At 56.6% G+C, this 23,687-nt stretch carries 14 protein-coding genes; 10 read left to right on the top strand and 4 right to left on the bottom strand.

The genetic code is table 11. The features are described from left to right. The first annotated feature begins 6 nt into the window (after positions 1-6). On the top strand, positions 7-1,482 hold the full coding sequence (locus I2E69_RS07365; RefSeq protein WP_195460410.1) for a hypothetical protein: 1,476 nt from the start codon (positions 7-9) through the stop codon (positions 1,480-1,482). Between the two features lie 12 nt (positions 1,483-1,494). After that, positions 1,495-1,944 (top strand): hypothetical protein, encoded by a 450-nt coding sequence (locus I2E69_RS07360; protein WP_195460408.1) that lies wholly within the window; start codon positions 1,495-1,497, stop codon positions 1,942-1,944. 83 nt (positions 1,945-2,027) lie between these two features. Here I2E69_RS07360 and I2E69_RS07355 read toward each other — a convergent pair whose 3' ends face one another. From I2E69_RS07355 to fsa, 3 genes are all read right to left on the bottom strand, one after another. After that, positions 2,028-3,578 (bottom strand): O-antigen ligase family protein, encoded by a 1,551-nt coding sequence (locus tag I2E69_RS07355; RefSeq protein WP_195460406.1) that lies wholly within the window; start codon positions 3,576-3,578, stop codon positions 2,028-2,030. A 615-nt stretch (positions 3,579-4,193) separates the two neighbouring features. Continuing rightward, a complete protein-coding gene (locus I2E69_RS07350; protein WP_195460404.1) occupies positions 4,194-5,234 on the bottom strand; it encodes an alcohol dehydrogenase in 1,041 nt (346 codons plus the stop codon). A gap of 12 nt (positions 5,235-5,246) precedes the next feature. Continuing rightward, the gene (gene fsa / locus I2E69_RS07345; protein WP_195460402.1) at positions 5,247-5,903 is read right to left on the bottom strand and encodes a fructose-6-phosphate aldolase; all 657 of its coding nucleotides are present in this window, start codon (positions 5,901-5,903) and stop codon (positions 5,247-5,249) included. Positions 5,904-6,104: 201 nt separating this feature from the next. Here fsa and I2E69_RS07340 point away from each other — a divergent pair, with 201 nt between their 5' ends. From I2E69_RS07340 to I2E69_RS07310, 7 genes are all read left to right on the top strand, one after another. Beyond that, positions 6,105-8,156, top strand: coding sequence for a beta-L-arabinofuranosidase domain-containing protein (locus I2E69_RS07340; protein ID WP_229095419.1), 2,052 nt, complete (start codon positions 6,105-6,107; stop codon positions 8,154-8,156). A gap of 17 nt (positions 8,157-8,173) precedes the next feature. Then, positions 8,174-12,199 (top strand): hybrid sensor histidine kinase/response regulator transcription factor, encoded by a 4,026-nt coding sequence (locus I2E69_RS07335; protein ID WP_195460400.1) that lies wholly within the window; start codon positions 8,174-8,176, stop codon positions 12,197-12,199. Between the two features lie 113 nt (positions 12,200-12,312). Then, positions 12,313-15,228, top strand: a complete 2,916-nt coding sequence (locus tag I2E69_RS07330; RefSeq protein WP_229095418.1) for a SusC/RagA family TonB-linked outer membrane protein — start codon at positions 12,313-12,315, stop codon at positions 15,226-15,228. Between the two features lie 12 nt (positions 15,229-15,240). Beyond that, positions 15,241-16,851 (top strand): RagB/SusD family nutrient uptake outer membrane protein, encoded by a 1,611-nt coding sequence (locus I2E69_RS07325; RefSeq protein ID WP_195460398.1) that lies wholly within the window; start codon positions 15,241-15,243, stop codon positions 16,849-16,851. A 17-nt stretch (positions 16,852-16,868) separates the two neighbouring features. Then, the gene (locus I2E69_RS07320; RefSeq protein WP_195460396.1) at positions 16,869-19,478 is read left to right on the top strand and encodes a hypothetical protein; all 2,610 of its coding nucleotides are present in this window, start codon (positions 16,869-16,871) and stop codon (positions 19,476-19,478) included. A 179-nt stretch (positions 19,479-19,657) separates the two neighbouring features. Then, positions 19,658-21,151 (top strand): glycerol kinase GlpK, encoded by a 1,494-nt coding sequence (glpK, locus tag I2E69_RS07315; protein ID WP_195460394.1) that lies wholly within the window; start codon positions 19,658-19,660, stop codon positions 21,149-21,151. Between the two features lie 12 nt (positions 21,152-21,163). After that, positions 21,164-21,907: an MIP/aquaporin family protein gene (locus I2E69_RS07310; protein WP_195460391.1), complete on the top strand. Its 744-nt coding sequence runs from the start codon at positions 21,164-21,166 to the stop codon at positions 21,905-21,907. Between the two features lie 37 nt (positions 21,908-21,944). Here the strand turns inward: I2E69_RS07310 and I2E69_RS07305 are convergent, their stop codons facing one another. Continuing rightward, positions 21,945-22,505, bottom strand: a complete 561-nt coding sequence (locus I2E69_RS07305; protein ID WP_195460389.1) for a flavodoxin — start codon at positions 22,503-22,505, stop codon at positions 21,945-21,947. Positions 22,506-22,669: 164 nt separating this feature from the next. On the opposite strand from I2E69_RS07305, the gene I2E69_RS07300 reads away from it, so the two are divergent. Then, a complete protein-coding gene (locus tag I2E69_RS07300; protein ID WP_195460387.1) occupies positions 22,670-23,566 on the top strand; it encodes a helix-turn-helix domain-containing protein in 897 nt (298 codons plus the stop codon). Positions 23,567-23,687: the final 121 nt, after the last annotated feature.

The following is a 23,687-nucleotide window of genomic DNA, read 5'->3' as shown; positions in this document are numbered from 1 at the left end:
ATCGTTATGAGAAATTTATATTTGGCCCTGCTATTGCCGTTTTTGCTCGGAGGATGTTCTTCCGAACCGAGCATTGAGCAATTCCAAACACAAGAATCCGCATCATTTACAATTGAAGACGCGCGATCAGCATTTCAGAATCAATTTATAAAAAGCCAAACACGGACAGGACAAAAGGATAATTTAAGCCCGTTATCTCCCGGGGAATTTACACCTCAGTGGTCTGATGGTGTTCATTCTGCGAATAATTCTATTATATCATATGATATTCCTATTTTGTCAGATAGAAAACTGGCTGCTTTTAGGGCGACATATAGGGATTGCGCTGCAATAGCTACGCATGTGAATGTTTATCAAAAGTTAATCGTGGTAAAGGATATTAAAACAGATATGATTTCGAGTTATATTCTGACTCTTATTCCTGATACAAAAAATGCTAACGAAAAAGACATTTTATCCCAATTTTTAAATTGTACAAATAAAGGGGCATTTTCGGGATTAGCAATTTATAGCTTACCTCAATCCAATATGTTAGTACGAATTAATAAATATGAACAGGGAAAGAAAACTTATGGAGTATTTTTACCTGGATGCAATAAAGAAAAATTTGAAAGCGTTAAACTAATATTAAAAAATACGTATCTTGCGAATAAAGCATGTGTTACAACACGGGCTGGCGGTGAAGATGATTGGGATTTTGGAAATAAGGATTATGAGGATTTGGGCAATGGCTTTTATTACGATGAGCAAGGCAACATATTCTACGATTATGACGGAGATGGCGTTCCAGATTCGGTGTGGATTCCACCTGTTATAGTAGATCCAGATCCTACTCCTGATCCTGGTCAACCAGAGGAAAATTATTGTCCCTTTTGTGGAAGTATGTTTTGTAGCGGAGACTGCCAAAATTCCGGCACGGGAGATTGGGGAGGTGGAGGAGGTAACCCCGGTGAAACAACTCCCCCAAATCCCACAACGGATATGCGTGCAATTGGGAAGAAAGGGGTAGATAAGATGATGGAAGATTTATCAAAAGGGAATGTTGAATGTAAAACAATAAAGCGGACAAGCGCCTTTACAGGTTTTGTAAATGGTTTTGGGGTAGGTGTTAACACGTATGGAATTTTTACATCTTGCACTAATTTTTTGAAAAATGTGGATGATTCGGCATTGACAAAATTCGGTTATGGATTATCTGGACTCGGATGTGCAATTGGAACATATCAAACTATTGTTGCTGTTTCTGACGGGAATATTTCAACAGCAGATATGTTAACGATAACATCCACGGTATTGGGGTCTATGGCGATAGGATTTGCAATCATCGGAGTTGCGCCAGTTGCAGGTGTTTTAGGAGTTGCAAGTGCCGTGATAGGATTAGCTTCAACTTTCTTTACATATAGTCCCATGCTCTTGGAGATTCCTCATGAAAACGGAGGTCATATATATATTTATATTCCGGCATCGGTATCAATAGCATAATTCTTTTTTGTCATGAAAATTTATAAGCGTTCAATTTGGAGTTCGGTAACGATCTGGGCTTGTTTTATCCCTATTTTGATTTCTGTATGCATAATTCCATTAGTAATCCTTTATGTTCCTGAAAAAAACTCCTTATTGCTCATCCCGTTTATCCCGCTGATCATACTGTTAGCGGCATCGGCCTGTGCTTTCTTTTATATTGAATTGACCGACAATGAATTGATTTTGAAAAATGCGGTATGCCGATTCTGGCATAAGGCATACCCTTATCAAACAATAACCCGGATAAAATTGAAAAATTCAGGAGGATTAACGCAGACTCGATTGCAAATTATAAATGGACAAAAAAAATCATGGTACTATGTAATAGACCTGGTTAGCCCTAACGACTATAAAATGTTAATTGAGGATCTGCAAAAAAAAGGTATCGTTGTCGAAGTATCCCATAACATTACAGTATAGATCGATATTGAAGTTTCTCAAAGAAAGACGATGATCTTCCGTGCACTTCATCCGACAGCCTCAGACGTGTGTCTGGGGCTGTTTTATTGAGGCGTTGTCATAAATTGCCTGACTTCAGCCTTCATTTTCAGCGTGCGGGTCCCTTCGAGCCGGATCGGCATGTCAAGGATTTTTGCAGCCTGACGCCTCGCTGAACATGTATCGCCCATATCCCGGAACAATACGAAAAGCTTGTATTTCGGAGTCAACCGCCTCGGTATCATATTGCCGGCGGTCCGGTAACAATCGCGTGCACTGTTAAAATCGCCGAGGGCTTTATGCAGGTCTCCCAGATCGCAGTAAAGTTCCGATGTGGGCACGACCTTTTTGACATCGCTGAGTATCGCCAGCGCCTCTTGGGGATCGTAATGCTGGAATGCATACTGGGCATATACATCGGCAATCCGGGGATAGGCCAGTAAACGCCGATAATGGTCCGCCGCGAACTTCCTGGCCTCGGCGATTTCCGATGCAGAGGATGAGAATAGACCCTGGATTGTAGTCCTGCATTGTTTCCGAAAAACATATTCTTTTCCGACATATCCGGCACAGCATAACGCTGCGGCAACGAATCCCCAGTAAACGCCTTTCGAAATATGAATGGATAGCGGCCGGCTTTGGATTGCGGCCAACAGAATTGGGAATAGGGCCAATAGTCCGGGAACATATGACGGGTAAGAAAACAGTGCGACGACCAGATATGCGATCAATGGTCCTTTGTATGCGTTTCTCTCTGCCGGCACAAGTAATGCTCCTCCGATCAGTACGATGGACAATATAAGTCCGATCACACCTTGATCCACCCAGATATGTAGAAACTCGTTGTAAGCATATTGGACGTTGTCTGCATATTGCTGATAAGCGGAATCGGGATGTTTTTCGAAAAAGGCTGCTTGATAATGCATGTAGTTCCGGTTGAATCCACCTATTCCATGTCCTAAGAGCGGTTTGTCTGCGATCATATCTGCACTGACTCTCCAGACTAACATACGCCCATTTGCTGAATCGGGTTTGTAACAATACAGCCCCCAGAGGAAGACCGCAACCAATATGCAGAGAATAATCTTAACGGGAAGCGATGTCCTGAATTTGGGCCATGCCCCGGGCGGACGATTCCAGAGCAGGAATAATCCTCCGCAGACGGCAGCTATCCATCCGGCTCTTGAATCTGAAAGCCATAGAGCATAGGCTTGCAGCAAAAATAAGGGAAAAAGGTAAACCCGGCCTTTTCGTCTTTGCATGACCAAGCACACCATGCAAACCATACTTACAGCCAACAGACCGCCGAGCTGTCCCGGGTTTCCGAATGAGCCTGTAACATCAAATAATTGATGACGGCTTGCAATCCAACCGATATGTTGCATGAGGGCGAGTACAGACTGCCAGATGCCGACAATACTGATCCCCCATAACAACGACGCATATCTTCGGAAGACCCGGGCTGCAACATAGCATGAAAAAACGAATAAATAAGGAGTCATATTGCTGATGCCTCCCGTACTCCATACATTCCTCAAAGCACAATAAATCAACCATGATACCAGCAACAAATCAGTTGCTGTAATAGCCGCATATCTTGTGTGGGTAGATCGCATTATCGTTTATTTATATGCAAGATATAAAATTATCAGGAAGAGGCTGTTCATTCCGAGGACTTTTCTTTGCAATTCAGAGACCTTTATTTTGCTTCAAGGGGTGCTGCGACGATAAAATCAGGGATAAAAGCCTATGGCTTTTATCTGTTCGAAAACAGTTTTGGGTTCAATGGGTTTTCGCGAAAGGTTTTTATTCTGATTTTCAGCGCAAAAGCAGTTTCCTTCTCCCCTCACAAAAAAATGGAAGGGGTAGTCGTCGGCCCCTCCCTCCTGCAATAAATCGCGTCACAACAGGTGCATGGATGCTGAACAAAGGTAACAAAAGACGAAGAATCTGCAAAAGCAAGGTACAGGCTTGATCATCACTTCATCTTCTTGCATTTACCACTTATGCGCTCTATATCAAGCCGCATGACGGCTGTACGTTGAAATGATTTTTCGGCTTTAGTCCGTGGCCTCAAAGTCCGGGGAGTATTTACCGATGAGAGCGTGGAATCACTTGATGGATTTCGACGGATACGAAAAATGCTCCGCCAAAATAGATAGAATAAAAGATTTGTTTCTGTCTAAAAAATTGTGTATCTTTATATTGACGCATAGAAATGCAGCAAGGCACTATTTCCCGCACTCGACAGCGATCTTGATCACACCGTCCGACCGGTTTTCGAAGAGGCGGTAGGCATCGTCAATGCGGCTCAGCGGGAAGCGGTGCGTGATAAGCGGGGTAGTGTCGATCCGGTCCGCCGCTATCAGTTGCAGGATTTCGGCACAGTCGCAGCCGTCCACTCCGCCGGTTCTGAACGTCAGGTTCTTGCCGTACATCTCCGGCAGGGGAAGCGTCTGCGGTTTGTCATAGAGTGCCACAACTGTAACGATGGCATTGGGACGGGCGCACTCCCACGCCAGGCGGAACGTATCCTCCGCACCGGCCGCCTCCAACACCACATCAGCTCCTCCGTGGTCGCTGTTAAGAAGCACGAAATCCCGGCACATCGCCGGCTCGCAGACCAGCACGTCGGGGTAATGTTCCCGGACAAAGCGGATGCGCTCAGGGGACTTCTCGCAGACAACGATGCGTTTCGGTCGTTTCAGCATCGCGCAGAGCAGGGTACAGATACCCGTCGGCCCGGCCCCGATAATGAGAACCGTATCTTCCGCCCCGATTTCCGAGATGCGGGCGGCCCAGAAACCCGTGGACAGGATGTCGCCCACGAACAACGCCTGCTCGTCGCTTACCGTGTCGGGAATGAGATCGAGTCCCTGGTCGGCATAAGGCACCCGGACATATTCCGCCTGCCCGCCGTCGATGCGGCAGCCCAACGCCCAGCCGCCGTTCGGGTCGGTACAGTTGTTCACGTATCCGTGTCGGCAGAAGAAACATTCGCCGCAGAAGGTCTCGACATTGACCGTAACGCGGTCGCCGGGGCTGACCGTGGAGACATTCGCACCGACCTGCTCCACGACGCCCACCATTTCGTGTCCGACGGTGATTCCCGGCACGGCGCGCGGTACGCTGCCGTGTTTGATGTGCAGGTCGCTGGTGCAGATGCTGCCGAGCGTAACCCGCACGATGGCATCGCGCGGATGGAGAAGCCCGGGCTCCGGCTTTTCGCGGAGTTCGAATCGTCCGCGTTCGATGTAGGTATAGGTTTGCATGGACAGATTCGGTCAACGGTTTACCCGGGCGTGGTCCGCAAGGAATTTCGCCAGTCCCTGATCCGTCAGAGGATGGTTGAGCAGCCCTTCAATGGCCGCCAGGGGACAGGTCGCTACGTCGGCCCCGGCGTCGAGGCACTGGATGATGTGCTGCGTGTGGCGGATCGACGCGGCAAGTACCTGCGTTCGGTAACCGTAATAGCGGTAGACGCGCACGATATGGGCCACGAGCGCCACACCGTCCTCGGAAATATCGTCCAGACGCCCGACGAAAGGCGAAACATAGGTAGCTCCGGCCTTTGCGGCCAACAAGGCCTGTCCGATGGAGAAGACCAGCGTACAGTTGGTGCGGATGCCCTTTCCAGCGAAATAGTTCACGGCGCGGATTCCATCGGCCGTGCAGGGGAGTTTCACGACGATGCGGGGATGCAGTCCGGCGAGGTGTTCACCCTCGCGGACCATGCCGTCGAAATCCGTCGAGATCACCTCGGCGCTGACATCGCCGTCCACAATGTTGCATATTTCGATGTAATGACGGAAGCAGGCCTCCTCACCCCGGATGTTCTCTTTAGCCATCAGCGAAGGATTGGTCGTCACACCGTCGAGAACGCCCAGCGAATGAGCGCGCCGGATCTGCTCCGGATTGGCCGTGTCGATAAAGAATTTCATAAGCGCATTTTTTAGGTTGTTCGGCAGAATAAAGGTAGGAAAAATATCGTATATTTCCGCATCCCCGGGTATTTATACCTGCCGCATATGCACTGAACATGCCGATGAACGATTTGTCCGGTGTTTTGACAGGATGTTTCCGATAGAATCTCCCCGGATGGATTATTTTTGTTTCGAATTAAATTTGCAACAAAACTGCTCATGGAATTAAAACGAACTATCGGATCATGGACGGCCGCCGGGATGCTGGCCGCAACGCTCGTTTCGTGTGGCGCCGCCGAAACTCCGCAGAACATCAATTACAGGGGAACCCGCGCGCCCCTGCAGCCGCAGGCTTTCGTGGAACTGCCGCTCGGCAGCATCTCGCCGTCGGGATGGCTGCGCGAAATGCTGACGGCCCAGCGCGACGGAGCGACGGGGCGTCTCGACGAAATCTATCCGCTGGTGATGGGGCCCCGCAACGGCTGGCTGGGCGGCGACGGCGATCAATGGGAACGGGGTCCGTACTGGATAGACGGACTGGTGCCGCTGGCCTATATCCTGCAAGATTCGGCGCTGATCGCCAAAGCACGTCCATGGATCGAATGGACGCTCGCCAGCCAGCAGGAGGACGGCTATTTCGGACCGGTGACCGATTACGAATTCGAACCCGGTCTGCAGCGCGACAACTGCCGCGACTGGTGGCCCAAAATGGTAATGCTCAAAGTGCTGATGCAGTATCATTCGGCGACGGGCGATGAGCGCGTAGTCGATTTCATGACCCGTTATTTCCACTATCAGCTGGCCCATCTCGACCGGTATCCGCTCGACAACTGGAGTTTCTGGGCGCGTTTCCGCGGCGGCGACAACATGATGGCCGTGTACTGGCTCTATAATATTACGGGCGACGAGACGTTATTGGAGTTAGGACGCAAACTCTATACGCAGACGACGCCTTATACGGAGATGTTCCTCGCAGGCGACAAGTTGACGCGCGTGGGAACGATCCACGCCGTGAACCTCGCCCAGGGTATCAAAACCCCGATCGTCTACTGGCAAGCCGATCCGCAGCAGAAGTACCTCGATGCGCTGGACCGCGCACTGGACGACCTGCGCCGTTACCACGGCTATCCGACGGGCATGTTCAGCGGCGACGAGGCGATTCACGGCACCGACCCGACGCAGGGCGTCGAACTGTGTACCATCGTAGAGTATATGTTCTCGCTGGAGACGATGTACCGCATCACGGGCGACCCGAAATTCGCCGAACTGCTGGAGAAGATTGCCTACAACGCGCTGCCGGCGCAGGTGGACGACGAGTTCGTCACCCGTCAGTATTTCCAGCAGGTCAATCAGGTGAAGCTGACGAGCGGAATGCGGAATTTCGATGTCAACCACGACGGTCTCGACTGTTGTTTCGGCATCCTGACCGGTTATCCCTGCTGTACGTCGAACATGCATCAGGGGTGGCCAAAATTCACGCAGAACCTCTGGTATGCGACGCCCGCGAACGGGGTGGCCGTCACGCAGTACGCCCCCTCGGAGGTGCGGATGAAGGTGGCTGAAGGCGTCGGTGTCCGTATCGAAGAGCGGACGAACTACCCGTTCAGCGAGACGGTGGCGTTCCGTATCGAAGAGCTGGCGCGCCCGGCGCAGTTCCCCTTTACGGTACGCATTCCCTCATGGAGCGCCGACACGGAAATCCGGCTCAACGGCGAGGCCGTGGAGTTCTCCGTCGGGGAGGACCGTCTGGCAACCATCGAACGCAAATGGACCGCGGGCGACGAACTCGAACTGAGATTCTCGCCGCGCGTGCGGCTGACGACCTGGAAGGAGAATGCCCGGACCGTCGAGCGGGGACCGTTGGTGTACGCCCTGAAGATGGAGACCGAATGCCGGAAAGTGCCCAACGACTGCGATCCGGTCTATCAGGGGGAGTGGCATTATGAACACACGTCGCCAACGCCCTGGAACTACGCCCTGATCCAGTGTTCCGACGATAAATTGGAAACGCATTACGCGGTGAGCGTCGATACGGCCAAGGCCGCGGCGGCGCGTCCGTGGAGCGAGGAGGCCGCACCGGTCACGATACGGACCCGGGCCGTGCGCATTCCTTCATGGAAAGAATACAACCAGATGGCCGGACCGCTGCCTTACAGTATCATGTACGGTCTCAGCACGGCGGAAGAGGCCGAAATCGAACTGATTCCTTACGGCTGCACGACCCTCCGCGTGACCGAATTCCCGATGGCGGGGCGGCACTCGGCCGAATAACGACCAAAAAACGACCCATGCGACTTCGTTCGTCATACCGAATCCTGGCACTCCTGCTGGCATCCCTGCTGATGCCGGCAGGATTCAGCCTTTCTGCGGCCCGTGCCGCGGCGGACGGAACGGACTCCCGTTACCGGTTCCGGCATATCACGAACCAGAACGGGCTGAAATACACCTGGATATGGAACATCGACCAGGACAGCCACGGCTACCTCTGGTTCTCAACCATGTACGGGACCTATCGTTACGACGGCTATGAATTTGAGGAGTACGCCTTCAGCAACCGCCGCAACGGTACGGCAGCCAATGTGACCTTCGTCAAAGAGAATGCCGCCGGCGACCTCTGGTTCGGGACCGACGACGGCCTTTACCGCCACAACCGCCGCTACAACACCTACACGTGCTATGCCTCCAGCGAGGAGAGTCCTTGCCGGCTTTCGTCCGACGACGTGCTCTGCATGGATGAAACGGCGGACGGCGCGCTGTGGGTGGGTACGGGCAACGGACTGAACCGGATCGACCCGGCACGGAACACCTGCACGGTCGTCCCGCCTCCGTCGGAGGGATTTCCGGCGATCACGGCCGTGATCTGCCGGCGTGACGGCACGGTCTGGTTCGGCGACAACGGCGGCAGTCTGTGGCGTATGGGCGAGGGCGGCGAATGCGAACGCATTCCGCTCACCGGGTCACATCACGCCGTCAAGGCGCTGGCCGAAGACGGCGCAGAGCGGTTGTGGGCCGCGACCGAGGGTTCCGGTCTTTTCCGGGTGGATGCGGCCGGTACGGCGGAACATTTCAGCGAACGGCAGGGCACGCTGAGCAACGACATCGTTCGCGCCCTGGGAACGGACCGCGACGGAAAGATGTGGGCCGGGACCGAAAAGGGCATCACAATCTTCCCGGACACGGGAACGGAGTTCCTGTACAGCCGCGAAAACGACATGTGGGGACTGAACGACAATGCGGTGTACAGCCTTTGCCGCGACCGCGACGGCACGATGTGGGTCGGAACGTTCTTCGGAGGCGTCAATGTGATGAACGACCGTTACGGCATGTTCGCCGATCTGGTCTCGGCGTCGGGCCGCAACGAACTGAAAGGGTGTGCAGTCAGCTCCATCACCTCGGTCGGCGACCGTATCTATATCGGTACTGAGAACCGGGGATTGTTCGTCTACGACACCGCCACATCGCATTTCCGGAACTACAACAGCCGCAACAGCGGCTTGAACAACGACAACGTGCACGCTGTCTGCATCGACGACCGCAAAAACCTCTGGGTCGGGAACTTTTACGGCGGCCTGAACCGCATGCGGCCGGGCGAGAGCGCATTCAACCGGAACGAAACGGGCGCCACGACACCCTCGAACAGCGTTTACAGCCTGCTGCAGGACGGCGCCGACAATCTCTGGGCGGGGACCTTTTACGACGGCCTGTTCCGCTACGACTATGCTTCGGAGCGTTTCGAACGCTTCGCGGCGGTGCCGTCGTGGGTCTTCGTATGGGACATCCTCGAAGATTACAAAGGCAATATCTGGCTGGCTTGCTACGGCGAGGGGATCTTCAAACTCGACCGGTCGCGCAATTACGAGCCCGTGCACATCGAAACCGGAGCCCGCAAATACGTCACATTGTGCGAACTGGCCGACGGGCGCATCCTAGCAGGCACAGAAAAGGAGGGGCTGACGGCCGTCGGAATCGACGACCTCGCCGTCCGCCGCTGGACCACGACCGAAGGGCTGCCCGACAATACGGTTTACGGCATCCTGCAAGACGGGTTCGGCAATGTCTGGTTCTCGTCCAATTCGGGCATTTACAAATGCGACGCCGGGCTAACCCGCTTCACCAACTATACCATCGCCGACGGATTGCCGGTCAACCGGTTCAACTACAACGCCTGCGCCCGCATCGGCGGCAAACTCTGGTTCGGCAGCACCGACGGAATCGTGGCCATCGACCCAGCCCGCGAAGGAACACCCGTCGGGGAGCATCCGATCCGGTTCGGCAGCCTTTATATCTACAACGAAAAGCAGTATATAAACACACAGAAGGGGAGTGCGCTGCCCGAAGACCTCAATACGGTCGGGGAGCTGGTGCTGCGCAGCAACCGTCTCTCGTGGGGCGTCGATTTCACGTGCAATGTCTTCGACAACAACGCCCTGAACTACGCCTACCGGCTGGAAGGCATGGACGACGGCTGGCACCGGCTCGGGACACAGCGCCGCATCGATTTCACGGGGCTCGGGTTCGGCCGATACCGGCTGACGGTCTGCACGCTCGCTCCCGACGGAACGCCCTCGGACAACAGCCGCTCGCTGGCCATATTCATCCGTCCGCCCTGGTGGCGGAGCCTCGCGGCCAGGCTCTCGTACCTGGTGCTGGCCCTGTCGGTCGCAGGCTACCTGCTCTGGCTGCTGATGAACAACGCCCGCACGCGACACGCCTTCGAGCTGGAACGGCTCGCCCGCGAGAAGGACAAGGAGATGAACGAACTGAAACTGCGCTTCTTCGTCAATATCTCGCACGAGTTCAAAACGCCGCTGTCGCTGATCATCGGTCCCATCACCAGTTTCCTCGAAGGCAACGTCCCGGCCGCGCTGCGCGAAAAGTATTTCAACATCATCAAGCGCAACGCCGACAAACTGCTGGGACTGATCAACGAACTGCTGGCCTTCCGCGAACTGGAGCACCTCAAACTGCGCATCCAGCCCTTCTACTACCGGCCGTTCGTCGAATCTGCGCTCGGGCGTTACACGTGGCTTTTCGAGAGCAAGAACATCCGTGTCGAATTGCAGGAGTTCGACAAAGGGCTGATCATATGGGCCGACATCGACAAGTTGGAGAAGATGCTCAGCAACCTGCTGTCGAACGCCTGCAAATACACGCCCGTCGGCGGACATGTCGAGATCGGCGCGGCAGAGCGCGACGGCAGGGTATACACCACAGTCACCAATTCGGGACCCGGTATCGCGCCCGACAAACTGCCGCATATCTTCGAACGATTTTTCACGGGCCACACCTATGACCGCTACTCCTCGGGCGTGGGACTTTCGTATGTGAAATCGCTCGTCGAACTGCACGACGGAGCCATCGAGGTCGAGTCCCGCGAGAACGAATACACGCGCTTCATCTTCTGGCTGCCCGTGCGCGCCGGAGTCAGCGAGGTACATCCCGTTGACATCACCCGTTACAATCCCGAAATATTCGACGAGTCGCGGCTGACGCCCGAGATCGAGACCGAGATCGAAGACCCGGCCTATCTCGAAATGGAGCGTCAGACCGTCGTGCTGGTCGTCGACGACGCTGCCGACATGCGCAACATGGTCGTCGAGTCACTCCGCGGAAAGTTCTGCATGGAGGGCGTCGCCAATGCGGAACAGGCGTTGGAGACGATCGGGTCGAGACGGGTCGACATCCTCGTCACGGATGTCATGCTGGGCGACGGCATGAACGGCTTCGAACTGTGCAAGGCTGTGAAAGGCAACATCGAAACCAGCCATATCCGCGTCATCCTGACGACCGTGCTGTCGGAGAACAACTACCGGGAACGCGGCTACAAGGCCGGGGCCGACGCCTATGTGGTCAAACCGTTCGAATTTTCGCTGCTGACGCTGCGCATCCGCAACCTGATATACAATGCGTGGAAGGCGCGCGAAGCCTATAAGATAGATATTGACCTCTCGAACGTCGACATCACGCACTCCGATTCCGACGAGCAGTGGCTCAAACGGGCCGTGGCACTGGTGTTCGACCGGCTGTCCGACCCGGATTTCAGCGTCGACGACCTGTGCGCCGGGCTGAACATGAGCCAGTCGACACTCTACCGCAAGCTGAAAGTAACCGCCGGGCAGTCGGCCAACGAATTTATCCAGAACATCCGGCTCAAATACGCCGCACGCCTGCTGCGCGAGACCTCGCAGACCGTCTCCGAGATTACGTTCGATGTCGGATTTTCCGACTCCTCCTACTTCAGCCGCGCTTTCCGCAAGTGCTTCGGTGTCTCGCCCAAGCAATGGCGCGAGCAGGTGGCTCCCGAAAAGGAGTAATCGCCCTTCAAACAGGCTGAATCCATGTTTTGTCCATGTTTTTGACGGAATAATGCTGTTCCGCAGAGATGCTAATCCTTAATTTTGTGTTGAAACTTTAACCTATTTTGTATATGAACAACTTTACAATTTCCAGGATGTTCCTGTGCATTTTGTTCGCAGGCTTCGCGCTTTCGGCCGCAGCCCAAGGGCAAACCGTTGCGGGCGTCGTGTCGGGAACCGACGGGCAGCCGCTGCCGGGTGTCACAGTCATCGAGAAGGGCACGACGAACGGCGTGTCGACCGCCGCCGACGGAAGTTATTCGCTCCGGTTGCAGAAGAGCCCCGCGGTGCTGGTCTTCTCCTACATCGGGTATGAATCCGCAGAACGCAACGTGCCGGCCGGACAGACCCAGCTGTCGGTCACGCTGAACAACGCCGAGATCGCCATGGACGACGTGGTGGTGGTCGGCTACGGCTCCGTCAAGCGGAGCACGCTGACCAGTTCAGTGGCTTCGGTCAAGAGCGACGAGTTCGTGCAGGGCGCCGTGACCTCCCCGCTGCAACTGCTGCAAGGCCGCGTGGCCGGTCTGGCCGTCAACACGACCTCGGGCGACCCCAACAACAGCGGGGTGCAGGTGATGCTGCGCGGCGTCTCGACGCTGACGGGCAGTCAGGAGCCGCTGATCGTCATCGACGGCATTTCGGGCGGCAGCCTGTCGAACGTCTCGGTCGACGACATCGAGTCGATCGACATCCTCAAAGACGGTTCCGCCGCCGCCATATACGGTACGCGCGGCACGAACGGCGTGATCCTGATCACGACCAAGAAAGGAGCCGAAGCCGGGGACAAATTCTCAATCGACTACCACGGATACGCTTCGGCGGAGACCATCTCCAACCAGATCGACATCTTCTCGGCCGACGAATACCGCAACCTCGGCAGGACGACCAACGGATTCTTCACGCCCACCGACAAGGGCGCTTCGACCGACTGGTCGGACGAGGTGTTCCGGACGGCATTCTCGCACACGCACCACCTGGCGCTCAAAAGCGGCAACGCCAAGTCTAATTATTACGCCAGCGTCGACTACCGTTCGCGCGACGGCATCATCCGCAACACGGGACAGGAGCGGACCAACCTCAAATTCGGCTTCAACCGCTCGCTCTTCAACGACAAGATGACCCTCAGCGCCAACATCAACGACGTATTCACCGTAGGTCACACGGTATCGACCGACGAAGTGCTGTTCGCCACGCTGGTCACCAATCCCACCGAACCGATCTACGGCCCGACGGGCGATTACTCGATCTTCGTCGATTCGACCAACCCGGTGAAACTCATCAACGAGTACAATAACACCACCCGCTGGAACGAGATACAGGCTTCGGGCAAAGTGACCTACACGCCGATCGGGCCCCTGACGTTCACGATGATCGGCGGCTACCGCTATTTCGGCAACATCGACGGCAGCTATGCCACCCGCAAGTTCGACACCAATTACAAGGGGCAGGCGTGGCGCCAGAGCAGCATGAACCAAACCAAGACCCTCGAACTGTACGGCCAGTATGCCGAACGCTGGAACAAGCACGATTTCTCGGCGCTCGCCGGTTACAGTTACAACGACTATCTGACCGACGGATTCAACATGTACAACTACAACTTCCCGACCGACATCCTCGGCGAGAACATCATCGGAACGGGTATGGCTCTCAAGGACGGATTCGCCACGATGGGAGGGTTCAAAAACATGAGCCGCCTGGTCTCGTTCTTCGGGCGCGCCAACTACGGTTACGACGACCGCTACCTCTTCTCGGCGAGCCTCCGCTACGAGGGGTCCTCGAAATTCGGCGCCAACCACAAGTGGGGACTCTTCTACGCCGCGTCGGGCGCATGGCGCATTTCGAAGGAGAAGTTCATGAAGGACGTACGCTGGGTCGACGAACTGAAACTCCGCGTCGGCTATGGCGTGACCGGCAGCGAGCCCTCGTCGCCCTATCTTTCGCACCTGAAATATGCGTTCGGATCGCCCGTACTGATCGACGGCAAGTACGTTTACACGATAGCCCCGCACATGAACGCCAATCCCGACCTGAAATGGGAGGAGAAGCATGAGCTGAGCGCCGGCCTCGACTTCGCGCTGTTCGACTACCGCCTGTCGGGATCGGTCGACTTCTACAACCGGACTACGGACGGCCTGCTCTACGAGTACAACGTTCCCGTGCCGCCCAACCTCGCGTCGACCACGCTGGCCAACGTCGGCAAGGTGAGCAATACGGGCGTCGAGGTGATGCTTAGCGGCGGCATCATCCGCACCAAGGATGTACGCTTCGATGTGACGGGCAACTTCTCGTACAACACCAACAGGATGAAACGCCTCTCGAACGAAATGTACCAGCGCGACTTCCTCGAACTGGGCTCCACAGGCGCTCCCGTACAAAAGAGCACGCATATCGTGCGCGAGGGCGGCCGCATCGGCGACTTCTACGGCTGGAAGAGTATCGGCATGAACGAGAACGGTTCGTGGATCGTCGAGGGCGGCGAATACGGCGACAACGCCAGCCGGCAGGTGATCGGCAACGGCATCCCGACGATGCACGCCGCGCTGACGGCCAACCTGCAGGTGAAGAACTTCGACCTCTCGGTCACCCTGCGCGGCTCGTTCGACTTCCAGATTCTCAACCAGTACCGGATGCTGTGGGAGAACTTCGCACGCGGCGCCGACCACAACTTCCCGCGGTCGATCCTGCGCAACAAGTACAACCACTACGTAGCCACAGCCCCGGCCTACGTGAGCTATTACGTCGAGGACGGCGACTTCGTGAAGATCGATAACATCACCCTCGGCTACACGTTCCGTTTCAAGAACCCCAAGAACCCGATCCGCACGCTGCGCCTCTACGCGTCGGGGCTGAACCTCTACACCTTCACCCGCTACCAGGGCGTCGATCCCGAGATCAACTTCAACGGCCTGACCCCGGGCGTCGATTACGTCGCGGGATATCCGACCACGCGGACCTTTACTTTCGGTGTCAAACTGGGATTTTAAATTGCTGCAACAATGAAAAAACTGATCTACATACTGACGGCGGCGGCTCTCGTGCAGGCAGCCTGCACCAATCTCGACGAGCGGGTCTACGACCAGCTTACCGCCGACGATTATTTCGACAATTTTACCGAAGAGGATATTCCCGCGGCGCTGGGCTCGGTCTACTCCGACCTGCGGACGCTCTATGCCGGCGACAACGTCCACATCGAGGGCTGCTGGCTCTACACCAACGAAGAGGCCGGCGACTGCTGGGTGACCCCGAGCCGCGGCGGTTCGTGGTACGACGGCGGCATCTACCAGCGCCTGAACAACCATACGTGGAACATCGACGACGCCCACATCCTAGGCAACTGGCGCAAGGCTTATGCGGCTATCAATACCTGCAACCGCCTGTTGTACGAGTTCGGGAACGCCGAGATCAAACCCGAGAGCAAGGAGAAACTGATGGCCGAACTGCATGTGGCGCGCGCCTTCTGGTATTACGTGCTCTGCGACATGTACGGCAACGTGCCCCTGGTGACCAGATACGACGTTCCGAAGGGCTGGCTGCCGGAGACCGCTCCGCGCAAGGAAATTTTCGAATTCGTGGTGAAGGAGATTCGGGACAACCGCGGCCTGCTGACCGAAAAGGGTTACGGACGCTGGGACTACTACGCCGCGACGATGCTGCTGGCCAAGGTCTACCTCAATGCCGAGGTGTGGGTGGGCGAGAGCCACTGGCAGGAGGTCACGGACCTCTGCGACGAGATCATCAATTCGAAGAAGTATTCGCTCGACAGCGACTACAAGCAGATATTCGTCACCGAGAACCAGAATTCGCCCGAGATCATCCTCGCGGGCTGCAACGATGAGATCTACGACTCGGCGCTGCCGTTCCGCATCCATCTCTGGACCCACCACTGGAATTACCGCTACCACCACGACACCGAGACGTTCTTCTGGGGCGGCTGCTGCGCCACGCCCGATCTGGCGAACAGCTACGATCCGGCCGACACCCGTTTCGAGGATTCGTGGGCCGAAGGTCCGCTCTATGACAACACGGGCGAGTTGACCGGCGTGCCGGGCTCCCCGATCCTGTGCGACCCCAAGGACCCGAAGGATCAGGGGCTGCCGCTGGTCTATACGCGCAACATCCCGATCTACAACCCCGGCAAACCCGAGTCGATGACGGGCGAGGGCGCCGGCGTGCGGATGAACAAATACGAGATCAAGAAGAAAGCCAAAAATCTGCTGAGCAACGATTTCGTCATTTTCCGTTATGCCGATGTGCTCTTCATGAAGGCCGAAGCCTTGTGGCGTCAGAAAGGCAAGACGGCCGACGGGACCATCGTGGGGCTGATAAACGACGTGCGCCGCCGCGCTTTTGCGGATTTCACGTCGACCAAGATGCTGCAGGTGTCGCAACTGGACGACGAGCGTTTCCTGCAGGAGTATGCCTGGGAGTTCTGTCAGGAGGGACACCGCCGCCAACAACTGATCCGCTTCGGGGTCTTCACAACCAAAAAGTGGTTCCAGCACGAGGGCACGGGTGAAGACGCCCACCTGAACGTCTTCCCGATCCCACGCGACGAGTTGCTCGCCAACGAAAAACTCCAGCAGAACGAAGGATATCCGAGATTATAACCTAAAAATCAACAGCCATGAACATTTTTAAATACAGTTTTATGCTCCTTTCGTCCGTGACGCTGGCCATGAACGCCTGCGGCAACGACGAACCGTTGGTGCGGTACGAACCTGCGGAACCCGGGCCGGGTCCCGACCCCGGCGACGAGTATGTCGTCGTGTGCGACTTCGAGACCACGGACCTCGGATTCAAGACCAACGACGCACTCGAATACAGCGTCGTGGAGAATCCCGACAAGCAGGGCGGCAACACGAGCGACCACTACGGTCAGGTGATCTCCGGAGGCGGCCAGTGGGAACTCATTTACAGCGAGGAACTGACCGCTCCGTTCGACTTCACGAAGGACGGCGCCAAGTTCACCATGAAGGTCTGCTCGCCCAAGGTCGGCGGCAAGATCTATTTCAAGCTGGAAGGCAACGGCGTCAATGCGCAGGAGATCACCGATGTAATTTCGGTCTCGGCGAACCGCTGGGAGACGCTGACCTACGATTTCACCGACCGCAGCCTGCCCGACGGCAAGTACAACAAGATCGTGCTGCTGTTCGATGCCGGAGAGACCGGATCGGGCGAGAAATGGCTGTTCGACGATATCTTCCGGATGAAGGGCGAGGGCGCCGATCCCGGTCCCGGCCCGACACCCGGCGAGGGAGAGGAGAATTACAGCGATTTCGAGACCTCTGATCTCGAATTCCAGATCGCCGGCAGCGAAGACATGCAGTACGAGGTCATTCCCAATCCGGTGACCGACGGCAACAACAGCGACCACGTAGGGCGCGTCGTCACGGGCAGCGCACAGTGGGAGCTGCTTTACAGCAAGACCCTGGAAAAGCCCTTTGCATTCAGCAAATACGGCGCAAAATTCTCGGTGAAGGTCTATGCGCCGAAAACCGGGGCGTCGATCTACCTCAAACTCGAAAGTTCGGCGGGCGCCGAGGCCAGGGAGATCACCTCGGTCGCCTCGACCCAAACCGGAAAGTGGGTGACATACACCTATGACTTCGCGTCGATGAACCTGCCCGATTACACCTACGACCGCATCCTGCTGTTGTTCGACGCCGGGGTCGCAGTTCCGGGCGAAACGTGGTATTTCGACGATGTGACGGGACCGAAGGGCGAAAAGAAGCCCGAACCCCAACCGGCGCAAGTGATCGACTTCTGCAATTTCGAGGATGTGAGCATGCAGTTCAACATCAACGATTCGGATCGGCCGATGAGCTTCGAGGTGATCGAGAATCCCTACAAGACGGGCATCAACACGAGCGACCATGTGGGACATGTGGTCTCCGGCGGCCATCAGTGGGAGCTGCTGTGGAGCGATCCGATCTCCGATCCGATGGTGTTCAGCAGCAGCGCGGTCTTCACGATGAAGGTCTGGTCGCCCAAGGCCAACGGCAAGGTCTACTTCAAACTGGAAGGCAACGGCGCTACCCCGCAGGAGATCACCAACGTCGTGGTGCCGAACGCCAACGAGTGGACCGAACTGACGTTCGATTTCTCGACGCGCAACCTGCCCGACGGCAAATATACCCAGATCATCCTGCTGTTCGACGCCGGGGAGACCGGGTCGGGTGAACACTGGTACTTCGACGATATCAAGGGTCCGGACAACAAGGCCGGAACGCTGATGCAGCGCGTCGGCAACGGTCCCGTGCTGACCTATGGGGCCGGTATGCCCGACTGGCGCCGCGAACATATCGCTAATGCGGCCATCCTGACCCCTGCGGAATCCCCGGACGGCAAGTGGCGCATGTACATCCGCGGCAGCGGCTATAACCCCTACGGATTCTACCACGACCAGATCGGTCTTTTCACGCAGGAGACGGCCGACTTCAAACCCGCCGGACCGTGGAGCGAGTATCCCGCCAATCCAGTGATCGCCCACGGCGAGGCCGGGACCTGCGACGAACTGCACCTGCTCGACTGTGCTCCCTGCGTGGGAGCGAACGGCGAAGTGTGGTTCTTCTACCAGGCCGTACGCGGGACACTCGACAACAAGCAGGGTTCGCTGGCCTGCCGTAAATCCACGGACGGAGGCTTCAGCTTCTCGGCCGGCAAAATGCTCCGCGACGGAGTAGGGTGCAGCGACGCCGTCTACCACGACGGAAAGTACTACATCTATTACGGTTACGGCTACGGCGACGGACAATTGAAGATCGACTGCGCCGTGACGAGCAACCCCGAAACGCTGGCCGGAGCAGATATACACACGGTCCTGCTGCCGGGCGGTGGCCCCGGGGATTTCGACCTCAAGTCGGTCAACGGATCGCGGATATTCCGCCTCGACGGTATCGACAAATGGTTCATGGTCTATCAGGGCAGCGACCGCCATTTCGATTTTCCGGAACGTTTCCACGTCGCTTACTCCGACGACCTGCTCAATTGGACGAAGGTGCGCAACTCCCGGCCATTCTTCGAACGCGGCGACGCCGGACGCTGGGACCAGGGCGGCATCTGGTTCGGCGAAGTCTTCGAACTCGCCGGAACGCTCTACATGTATTACGAAGGATGGGGCTGCGAGGGCAGTGTACCCGACCGCGACGAGCCCTATTTCGCCGGAGGACACTCCTCGACGGGCTGCGCCTCGGTCGACAAAGAGGCCTTTCTGAAATGGTGCGGACTCGAATAGAGGGCTCCCGGCCGACAGCCGCCCGGAACGACAACGATCGTTCCGGGCGTTTTTCGTCGTATTTCGAAAAAAAACTTTTCAGTTTTGATTCGAAATACGGATTTTTTTGGTAGATTTGTAAACGGGCGGCTTCAAAGTTGTCCGGCTGGATTCGAAGCAACGATAAAACCGAAAAAAATATGGAGCAATACATTTTGTCACTGGATCAGGGAACGAGCAGTTCCCGTGCGATTGTTTTCGACCATAAGGGGCAGATTTGCTCGATGGCCCAGCGGGAATTCACCCAGTATTTCCCCAAACCGGGGTGGGTGGAGCACAATCCGCACGAAATCTGGTCGTCGCAGGCCTCGGTCGTCGCCGAAGCCATCGCAGCCATCGGCATCAACGGCCTGAACATCGCCGGAATCGGCATTACCAACCAGCGCGAGACGACGATCGTGTGGGACTCGGAGAGCGAAGAGCCGGTATACAACGCCATCGTGTGGCAGGACCGCCGCACGTCGGAGTATTGCGACCAGTTGAAAGCCGAGGGGAAAACCGAATACATCCGTGAAAAGACGGGCCTGATCATCGACGCCTATTTCAGCGCCACGAAAATCAAATGGATACTCGACAATGTGCCGGGCGCACGCGAACGGGCCGAAAAGGGCAAACTGATGTTCGGCACGGTGGACACATGGCTGATCTGGCGGCTGACGCGCGGCGAGGTGCACGTGACGGACGTGAGCAACGCCTCGCGCACGATGCTTTTCAATATCCACACGCTCCAATGGGACGAAGAACTGCTGAAGCTGTTCGGCATTCCGGCCTCGATGATGCCCGAAGTGAAATCGTCGAGCGAGGTTTACGGAGCTACGAAAACCACGATTTTCGCCCACAAAGTTCCCATTGCGGGCATTGCCGGCGACCAGCAGGCAGCCCTGTTCGGGCAGATGTGCGTCGAGCCGGGTTCGGTGAAAAACACCTACGGAACCGGGTGTTTCCTGCTGATGAACAGCGGCGAAAAGCCTATCGTTTCGAAAAACAACCTGCTGACGACCATTGCCTGGAAAATCGGCGACAAAGTCAACTATGCCCTCGAAGGAAGCATCTTCGTCGGCGGCTCGGTCGTACAGTGGCTGCGCGACGGGCTGGGCATTATCCGTTCGTCGTCGGAAATAGAGGCGCTGGCGGCATCGGTTCCCGACACCAACGGCGTTTATTTCGTGCCCGCACTGACCGGACTGGCGGCTCCGCACTGGGACCAGTACGCCCGGGGTGCGATCAGCGGCATCAGCCGCGGTACGACGGCAGCGCACATCGCCCGCGCGGCGCTGGAGGGGATTGCCTACCAGACGCTCGACATCGTGACAGCGATGCAGCGCGACGCGGAAGTCACGCTGGTCGAACTGAAAGTCGACGGCGGCGCGGCGCGCAACAACCTGCTCATGCAGTTCCAGGCCGACCTGCTCGACACGAAAGTCATCCGCCCCTGCGTGACGGAGACCACGGCGCTGGGAGCCGCCTACCTGGCGGGACTGGCCGTAGGGTACTGGTCGAGCATCGACGAGATCAGGCAGCAGTGGCAGGCGGAGCACGTCTTCGAACCGGCCGCCGACCGCAAGCCGATCGAGACGGCCATAGCAGGCTGGGAAGACGCCGTAAAGCGGGTATTACACAACAGGAACGACTAAACGGAAACGGATATGGAAATCACATTCTTCACCAAATGCCTGTTCGAGTTCATCGGGACGCTGGTGCTCGTACTGCTGGGCGACGGGGTGGTCGCATCGACCGTCCTCAAACGATCGAAAGGCTTCGAAGGCGGCTGGGTCGTGATCACGATAGCCTGGGGCCTGGCCGTGATGTGCGGCGTGCTGATCGCAGGGCCTTACTCGGGCGCACACCTCAATCCCGCGGTTTCGGTCGGGCTGGCCGTGGCTGGATCGTTTCCGTGGGCATATGTCCCGGGCTACATCGCAGCGCAACTGCTCGGCGGATTTTGCGGAGCCGTATTGGTATACATGTATTATAAGGACCATTTCGACGCGACGGACGACCCGGCATCGAAACTCGGCGTCTTCTGCACGATGCCTGCCATCATGAACAAGCCGCGCAACCTCTTCTGCGAAGTTGTCGGCACGTTCCTGCTGGTGTTCGTGATCCTTGCCATCGGCAACGAGCAGAACACCCCGGAGATCGGGTTGGGCAGCCTGGGAAGTTTCCCGGTGACGATGCTGATCATGGCGATCGGCATGTCGCTGGGCGGCACGACGGGTTATGCGATCAATCCGGCCCGCGACCTGCCGCCGCGGCTGGCGCACGCCGTCCTGCCGATCCGGGGCAAAGGCCCGAGCGGATGGGGTTACAGTTGGGTTCCCGTGGCGGGGCCGCTGCTGGGCGCATTGGCCGCCGGATTGATATACGGCTGCGTCTACTTTTGCAGTTGATAAAAAAAGAGCTTCGGTTTTCCGAAGCTCTTTTTCATTATTTGCCCAGCCCGAGGCCCCGGACCCATTTGTCAACGGCGTCTTTCGAATTGCGCACCGCACCGCCGCGGACAGGAAGCCCGTCGGCAACGGCGGACTGCGGACAGAGTTTACGGATGTCGGCCTCGCTGTGGCCCATGCGGCTGCCTTCGTGGGTCATGAACGGCACGATGGTCTTGCCCGCAAAATCATAGGAGGCAAGGAACGTCGCCACGGGAGGTGCGACAGTGGCCCACCAGCAGGGCGAGCCGACGAAAATCACGTCGTACTGCGACATGTCGCCGACCCGGGTTTTCAGGTCAGGCCGGGCTCCCGCCTCGATTTCCCGCTTGCCCTGGTCGACCACGGCCTGGTAGTCCGAAGGATAGGGTTTGACAGGGACGATTTCGAAAAGTTCCCCGCCCGCGGCCTCGCCGATCTGCCGCGCCAATTCGCGGGTGTTGCCGCTGTGGGAGAAATAGGCTACCAATACTTTTTTGGCAGGCGCCGGCTGCGGCTGGGCCCCGGCCCCGGAAGCGGCGAAAGCCGCCATCGTTGCTAAAATCAATTTTGTTTTCATCGTTTTTCCATTTACACAATTCCACTTGACAAAAGTAGGGCCCAGTATACCCGGCAACCTTACCCGGATTACGGTTCGTCGTACCATAATTACCGATTCGGCGTCAGGGGCGGAGCAGAGGCCGAAAATTATGCTATCTTTGCCGTAAACAAAACGAACGGATTATGGATACGGTGGTTAAATACGACAACATCTTCCAGTACAACGAATCGCGCGGCATCGAGACGCTGCATCCGCTGGTGAGCGTCATCGACTTCTCGAAGTGCGGACCGGCCCATTACGAACGGCAGGTGTACGGGTTCTACACGATCTTCCTCAAGGACGTGAAATGCGGCGACCTGCGTTACGGGCGCAACTACTACGACTACCAGGAGGGCACGCTCGTCTTCCTGGCCCCGGGACAGGTGATCGGCTATGAAAACAACGGCCAGACCTACCAGCCCAAAGGCTGGGCCCTGCTGTTTCACCCCGACCTGCTGCGGGGCACGTCGCTCGGGCGCAACATCTCGGGTTACACGTTTTTCACCTACGAAGTGAGCGAGGCCCTGCATCTTTCGGAGCAGGAGCGGCAGGTCGTGCTGGACTGCCTGCAAAATATCCAGTCGGAGCTGAAACACGCCATCGACAACCACAGCCGCACGCTGATCGTCTCGAACATCGAGCTGCTGCTCAATTACAGCACGCGGTTCTACGAACGGCAGTTCATCACGCGCAACAACATCAACCGCGACGTGCTGGCGGGATTCGAACGCCTGCTGGGCGACTATTTCCAGGGAGACCGGCCCGAGCAGGAGGGAGTGCCGTCGGTACGCTGGTGTGCGGAGCAGCTGCACCTGTCGGCGAACTATTTCGGCGACCTGGTGAAGAAGGAGACCGGCAAGTCGGCGCAGGAGTACATCCAACTCAAAGTCATCGACATCGCCAAAGAGCGCATCTTCGACACCAGCCGTTCGATCAGCGAAGTGGCCTATTCGCTGGGGTTCCGTTACCCGCAGCACTTCACGCGCCTGTTCAAGAAGGTAGTAGGGTGTTCGCCCAACGAATACCGGACCGCAAACTGACACAAAAACCCTTCCGTGACACGGAAGGGTTTTTCACACACAAACATTAACAATACAAACAATGCGACGGCAGAAATTCCTGTTTTCATTGTTTCCGGGACAAAGGTCGTGCAAAATTCCG

Source organism: Alistipes sp. D31t1_170403_E11 (assembly GCF_015553985.1).
Classification (GTDB): Bacteria; Bacteroidota; Bacteroidia; order Bacteroidales; family Rikenellaceae; genus Alistipes; species Alistipes montrealensis.
Note: the sequence above shows the minus strand (reverse complement) of the source record. Positions and strands in the feature narration are given on the sequence as shown.